Annotated in this window: 3 protein-coding genes and 2 tRNA genes; 1 reads left to right on the forward strand and 4 read right to left on the reverse strand. The window is 61.5% G+C overall.

Annotated elements, in window-relative coordinates; genetic code table 11:
- Positions 1–40: 40 nt before the first annotated feature.
- Positions 41–622, reverse strand: a complete 582-nt coding sequence (locus tag E0L37_RS06740; RefSeq protein ID WP_133490991.1) for a peroxidase-related enzyme — start codon at positions 620–622, stop codon at positions 41–43.
- Between the two features lie 107 nt (positions 623–729).
- Between E0L37_RS06740 and E0L37_RS06745 the strand changes: the two genes are divergently transcribed.
- The gene (locus tag E0L37_RS06745) at positions 730–3,864 is read left to right on the forward strand and encodes an error-prone DNA polymerase (protein ID WP_133490992.1); all 3,135 of its coding nucleotides are present in this window, start codon (positions 730–732) and stop codon (positions 3,862–3,864) included.
- Between the two features lie 460 nt (positions 3,865–4,324).
- Here the strand turns inward: E0L37_RS06745 and E0L37_RS06750 are convergent.
- The 3 genes from E0L37_RS06750 to gltX form a co-directional block, all read right to left on the reverse strand.
- Positions 4,325–4,400 (reverse strand) — tRNA-Glu (locus tag E0L37_RS06750).
- Positions 4,401–4,405: 5 nt separating this feature from the next.
- Positions 4,406–4,481 (reverse strand) — tRNA-Ala (locus E0L37_RS06755).
- A 137-nt stretch (positions 4,482–4,618) separates the two neighbouring features.
- Positions 4,619–6,109: a glutamate--tRNA ligase gene (gene gltX, locus E0L37_RS06760; RefSeq protein WP_133490993.1), complete on the reverse strand. Its 1,491-nt coding sequence runs from the start codon at positions 6,107–6,109 to the stop codon at positions 4,619–4,621.
- Between the last annotated feature and the right edge of the window lie 492 nt (positions 6,110–6,601).

A 6,601-nucleotide genomic window follows, 5' to 3' on the forward strand; every position in this document is an offset into this window, starting at 1 on the left:
CGTGTTGCGTGTCAGCGTGTTTGCGTGCCAGCGTTTTCCGTCAACGTGGCACCCGCCCCATCAGGTAGAACTCCTCGTTGGGCGGCGTTCCGGTGAGATTGACCATGCGATTGGACATACCGAAGAAGGCGGCGATGGCGCCAATATCCCACATGTCCTCGGTGGTGAAGCCCACCTCCGCCAAGCGGGCCTCCCAGTCGTCGTTCATCTCCCCCTGTTCCAGGGCCAGATGGAACGCGAAGTCCAGCATCACCCGATGACGCTCGCTGATCGGCGCGGTGCGGTGGTTGATCGCCACCTGATCCGCCACCAGTGGATTCTTGCTGTAAATCCGCAACAGAGCGCCATGGGCCACCACGCAGTACAGGCAGTGATTGCGGGCGCTGGTGGCGACCACGATCATTTCTTTTTCCGCTTTGCTCAGGGTGTCGGATTCGCGCTCCATGAGGGCATCGTGATAAGCGAAAAAGGCCCGGAATTCCGCCGGGCGGCGGGCCAGCATGAGAAACACATTGGGCACGAAGCCGGCTTTTTCCTGCACGCCGAGAATCACCTCGCGGATGTCTTCGGGCAGGTTGTCCAGACTTTCCGGCGAGGGAAAGCGTTTGTTATTCAGAGTCATGGTGATATCCCAAGGCAAACGAATGAAACAGGCTCTCCAGTTAACGTTAACGTCAGGTTGATGTCCATCCTTCAATGGCGGCCCCAGAGGGGATCAAGGAGCCGCGTATGAATCCGGCCCCCCCGCCTTTCGCCGAGTTGCATTGCACCAGCGCCTTCAGCTTTCTCACCGGCGCCAGCCAACCGGAGGAGTTGGTACAACGTGCCCACGAACTGGGCTACCGGGCTCTGGCGATTACCGATGACGCCTCTCTGGCCGGGGTGGTGCGGGCCTGGCGGGCGCACCAGGCGCTGCGTGACGACGTCGGCACCACCCTGAAACTGATCATTGGCAGCACCTTCCGCCTGGAGACCGATCAGGGCGCTTTGCATCTGGTATTACTGGCCCGGAACCGCCGCGCCTATGGCGAGATATCCACCTTGATCACCCAGGGACGCCGGCGGGCGGAAAAAGGAAAATACCAACTGCACTGGCGGGATCTGACGCGGCTGGAACGTCATGCCCTGTGTCTGTGGTTCCCCGCCGGTGATGGCCGCGATCCCCATCATGCCACCTTGCTCCAGGCTCATTTCGGCGATCGTTTCTGGCTTGCCTGTGAACTGCTCCAGGACCGCAACGACGCCCTGCACTATCGCTATTGCCTGGATCTGGCGCACCGCTTCGAGCTCGCCATGAGCGCCGCCAACGATGTGCACTATCATCGCGCCGAGCGGCAAAGACTGCAGGACGTGCTCACCGCGCTGCGGCTGAACACCTCGGTGTACGAGTTGGGCCGCCGCCGCTTCCAGAATGATCAGCGGCATCTGCGTCCGTTGGAAACCCTGGCCGATATTTACCCGGAAACCCTGCTTCGCGAGGCGGCCTGGATCGCCGATCAGTGCGAGTTCAAGCTGGACGAAATCCGCTACCAGTATCCCGAGGAAGTAGTGCCGCCCGGGCAGAACGCCGACGATTATCTGGCCGCCCTCGCCCATCAAGGCGCCGCGCGGCGTTATCCCAAAGGCGTGCCCGCCTCCGTACGAACCCTGCTGGAGCGGGAGCTGGCGCTGATCCGCGAACTGGAATACGCCCATTACTTTCTCACCGTCCACGACATCGTCGCCTACGCCCGTGGCCAGGGCATTCTTTGCCAGGGGCGCGGTTCCGCCGCCAATTCCGCGGTGTGTTACTGCCTCGGCGTCACCGAAGTGGACCCCAACCGCAGCCAGCTTCTGTTCGAGCGCTTCATTTCCAAGGAACGGCGGGAACCGCCGGACATCGACGTGGATTTCGAACACGAACGCCGCGAAGAAGTGATGCAGTACCTGTACCGCAAATACGGCCGGGACCGCGCCGCCCTCGCCGCTACCGTGATCCATTACCGCACCCGCTCGGCGGTGCGTGACGTGGGCCGGGCCCTGGGCGTGGATCTGTCGATCATCGAGCGGCTCAGCGCCAACCTGGCCTGGTGGGACAAACCCGCCGATCTGCAGGAGCGGTTCCGCGAAGTCGGTCTGGGCGATACCGCCCTGGGCCGGCAGTACCGGGCGCTGGTGTTTGAGCTGGTCGGCTTTCCCCGGCATCTGTCCCAGCACGTGGGCGGCTTTGTCATTACCCGTGACCCGGTGCCCACGCTGGTGCCGGTGGAAAACGCCGCCATGGCCGACCGCACCGTGATTCAGTGGGACAAGGACGACCTGGAAGCACTCGGGCTGATGAAGGTGGACGTGCTGGCCCTGGGCATGCTCACCGCGATCCGCAAAACCCTGGACCTGATCAGTCACTACCGTGGCCGGCCGTTGATCATGCAGGACATTCCCACCGAGGACCCGGCCACCTACGACATGCTCTGCAAAGGCAACAGCCTGGGGGTGTTCCAGGTGGAATCCCGGGCGCAGATGAACATGCTGCCGCGACTGCGGCCCCGCAAGTTCTACGATCTGGTGATCGAGGTGGCCATCGTCCGCCCGGGGCCGATTCAGGGCGACATGGTGCATCCCTATTTACGCCGCCGCGACGGCCTGGAAGAACCGGATTACCCGGACCCGAAAGTGGAAGCGGTACTGAAACGTACCCTGGGTATCCCCATCTTTCAGGAGCAGGTGATTCAACTGGTCATGGTGGCGGCGAAATTTTCCGGCGGCGAGGCGGACCGGTTACGCCGGGCCATGGCCCGCTGGGGCAAGAGCGGCGAGCTGATGCAGTTCCAGGACAAGGTGATCCAGGGTATGCGCGCCAACGGCTACAACGAGGATTACGCCCAGCGTCTGTTCGAGCAAATGAAAGGCTTCGGCGGCTACGGTTTCCCGGAATCCCACTCCGCCAGTTTCGCCCTGCTGGTGTACGTGTCCGCCTGGCTCAAACGTCATCACACCAGCGCCTTTTATTGTGGTCTGCTCAACAGTCTGCCGATGGGCTTTTACAGCCCCTCGCAAATTCTCCAGGATGCGCGCCGCCACGCCATCGAACTGCGCCCCCTGGACGTACGGCACAGCCACTGGGACCACACTCTGGAAGAGACACAAAGACAGAAACTCGGGGTGCAGCCGGCCTTGCGGCTGGGATTTCGTCAGTTGAAAGGATTCAATCCGGAAGCCGCCGAGCGCCTGGCGCGGGCCCGCGCCGAGCGCCCTTTCAGCAGTGTGCGGGATCTATGCCAGCGGGCCCGCCTCAATCAACGGGAGCGGGAAGCCCTGGTGGCTGGTAACGCACTGCGTGCACTCAGCGGCCACCGCCACCAGGGCCATTGGGAAATCCAGGGACTGGAAGCGCCTCGGCCATTACTTGAAACGGAGCGCGGTGCCGGCAAGGATCATGACGGAGTCTACCTCGACGCCCCTTCGGAGCACGCTGATCTGCTGCAGGATTACCGTCACCTGGGCCTGACTCTGGGCCGGCATCCCATGGCCCTGGTCCGCCATCTCCCCCGCTTTCGCGGCTGCCGCCGGGCACGGGACTTGAAGCGGGGCCGGCCGGGACAACTGATCCGGGTCGCCGGGCTGGTGACCAACCGGCAAAGACCCGGCTCCGCCAAAGGCGCGCTGTTCATGACACTGGAGGATGAGACCGGCAACACCAACGTGGTGATCTGGAATGCCATTCAGGAACGGTTCCGCAAAACCCTGCTTCGCAGCCCGTTGGTGATCGTCAAAGGCACTCTGGAAATCAGTCCGGAGGGGGTTGTTCACCTCATGGCCGGCGCACTGATCGATGCCAGCGACGCCTTACTGGAATTGAATATCAAATCCCGGGATTTTCGCTAGGGCTGGTATCCACCAGATACAAATACAGCGGATTAGCAAGTCAGCGAGGGAGCGTTGCCGGTCAGGGCGTTCCAGGACACGCTACAAGCACGTCCATGTGCGCTCGGGTTTGGCCATCCCTGGCCAAACACGGTCCTGGAACGCCCTGACCGGCAACACTCCGCGAGCTCTGAAACACTCAGCCTCAAATCAACGGCGGTGAAAAGAAAAACGAGCCCTTCGCTTGGCTGCGACCGAGGGTTTTGCGGGTACCCCGAGGTGTCCATGACTGTGTGAGGCAGGACGCCGACCGCAAGCCCCGGGGTGGGTTCACGGCGGGTCATGGACACCTCGGGGTACCCGCAAAACCCGCCTTCGGAGCTCCACTGAGAAAGACAGCCTTTCTGTTTAAAACGTCTTCCCTCGATCTCAAAAATAAACCACAAAAAAACCCCGCTCAATGAGCGAGGTCTTTTTGTAGTGGCGTCCCCTAGGGGAGTCGAACCCCTGTTACCGCCGTGAAAGGGCGGTGTCCTAGGCCACTAGACGAAGGGGACGTATTTGGTGGAGCTAGGCGGGATCGAACCGCCGACCTCTACAATGCCATTGTAGCGCTCTCCCAGCTGAGCTATAGCCCCAGATTGTGACCACCGGTATGTGCGTCCCGTGTGGTGCGGCGTATTCTACCCAGGGGCCCTATCCTGTCAAGCACTTAGCGGCGGTTTTTCACGGTTTTTGCCCCGTCTGTTCATCCCTTGGTCAAATTGCCGCAATCTTAATCAGCCCGGCCAATCAAAGCGGCGTAGGCCTTCTCCAGCTTCTTGGTTTGCTTCTTGGAGACCCCGCCCAGCACCTCCACCGCGTGACGCAATCGCGCCCGGCTGATATCGGCGCCCAGCAATGCCATGCTGTCCACCACCGAGAAACTGGCGCTGGTGCCGGCGATGGCCACGAACACCGGAAACAGGAAATCACGGATTTTCACATCCAGGGCATCCGCCAGGGCCTTGGCATCGACGAACAGATTATCCCGATTCCAACTGCGCTGAGCCTCACAGGACCAGAGGAAGAACTGCAGCCATTCCTTCATATCCTCGGTGCTGTACTGCTTGTGCTCGAAATCCTGTTCACTGATGGTGAGCATCCCGGAGAAACAGAAGCCGGCCTTGTCCACCACGTCACTCAGCGTTTCCACCCGCTGCTTGATATGCGGCAGCACCTGCATCACGTAGTCCCGATTGAAAGCCCAGCCCATCAGCTGTTGCAGGAACTGTTCGTCGGACAGGTCCCGCAGCCACTGGCCGTTGAGCCAGCTCAGCTTTTCCACATCGAACACCGGTCCGCCCAGGGACACACGGTTGATGTCGAAAGCCGCTTCCATCTCACTCAAAGAGAAACGCTCACGTTCGTCGGGCATGGACCAACCCATGCGGCCGAGGTAGTTCACCAGCGCTTCCGGCAGGAAACCCATGCGGCGATAGAAATTGATACTGGTGGGGTTCTTGCGCTTGCTGAGTTTGGATTTGTCCGGATTACGCAGCAGCGGCATGTGGCACAGCGCCGGCATGTCCCAGCCGAAATACTCATACAGCAGCTTGTGCTTCGGCGCGGAGTTCAGCCATTCCTCACCACGCAGCACATGAGTGATGCCCATCAGATGGTCATCCACCACATTGGCCAGATGATAGGTGGGCAGGCCATCGGATTTCAGCAGGACCTGCGCGTCGGCCAGGGCCCAATCCAGCTCCACGGTGCCGCGCAGCATGTCCTCGATGGCACAGCGCCCATCCTCCGGCACCCGCATGCGGATCACATAAGGTGCCCCTTCCGCTTCACGGCGGGTCTGCTCGGCCTGATCCAGCTCCAGATCACGGGGTTTCAATGCCCGGTTTTCACCGCTCTCCTTGATCCGGGCACGTAACGTGTCCAGTTCCTCGGCGCTACGGTAACACTTGAAAGCGTGGCCGGCCTGAACCAATTGCTCGGCGTACTGACGGTAGATATCGCCGCGCTCACTTTGACGATAAGGCGCGTGAGGGCCGCCGACGTCCGGCCCTTCGTCCCAATCCAGCCCCAGCCAGCGCAGGGAATCCAGGATCGCCTGCTCCGATTCCGCGGTGGAGCGCACCTGGTCGGTATCCTCGATCCTGAGAATGAACTGACCACCGTGCTGACGGGCGAAACAACGATTGAACAAGGCAATGTAAGCGGTGCCCACATGGGGATCGCCAGTGGGGGACGGGGCTACCCGGGTACGAACGGTCATGACAACTCCACGGCCGGAAAAAGGCGGCATTATACGGCATTTGCCGGCACGCCGACACGCCGGACGCCGGACGCCGGACGCCGGACGCCGGACGCCGGACGCCGGACGCCGGACGCCGGACGCCGGACGCCGGACGCCGGACGCCGGACGCCGGACGCCGGTAATGCAAAACCAGACCCAACGCCCTGGCAAGCATAAAAAGCGCTTATTTATGGTTCATCGCGGTTTGGAGGGAAACCGTATTGCCTTCCATCAGGGACAGCGGAGCCGTGTTACGCCTTTGCGGGAACGTCGTGAAGCAGGTTCCGCAAAGGCGTAACACGGCTCCGCTTCAAGGTGAGGGGCTGGCATGGAAGGGCCACGAAGCCGCTGTGGGAGATTCTATGGTGCCCTGCAATGCTTAAAAGAGCTTTGCGGGGCAATATTCTTGTTGCTGCTTCATCAGGGCGAAGGCGGTGCGGGCGATCTTCCGGGCCAGGATGACCAAGGCTT

This window comes from Alcanivorax sp. 24 (assembly GCF_004360225.1).
Classification (GTDB): Bacteria; Pseudomonadota; Gammaproteobacteria; order Pseudomonadales; family Alcanivoracaceae; genus Alloalcanivorax; species Alloalcanivorax xiamenensis.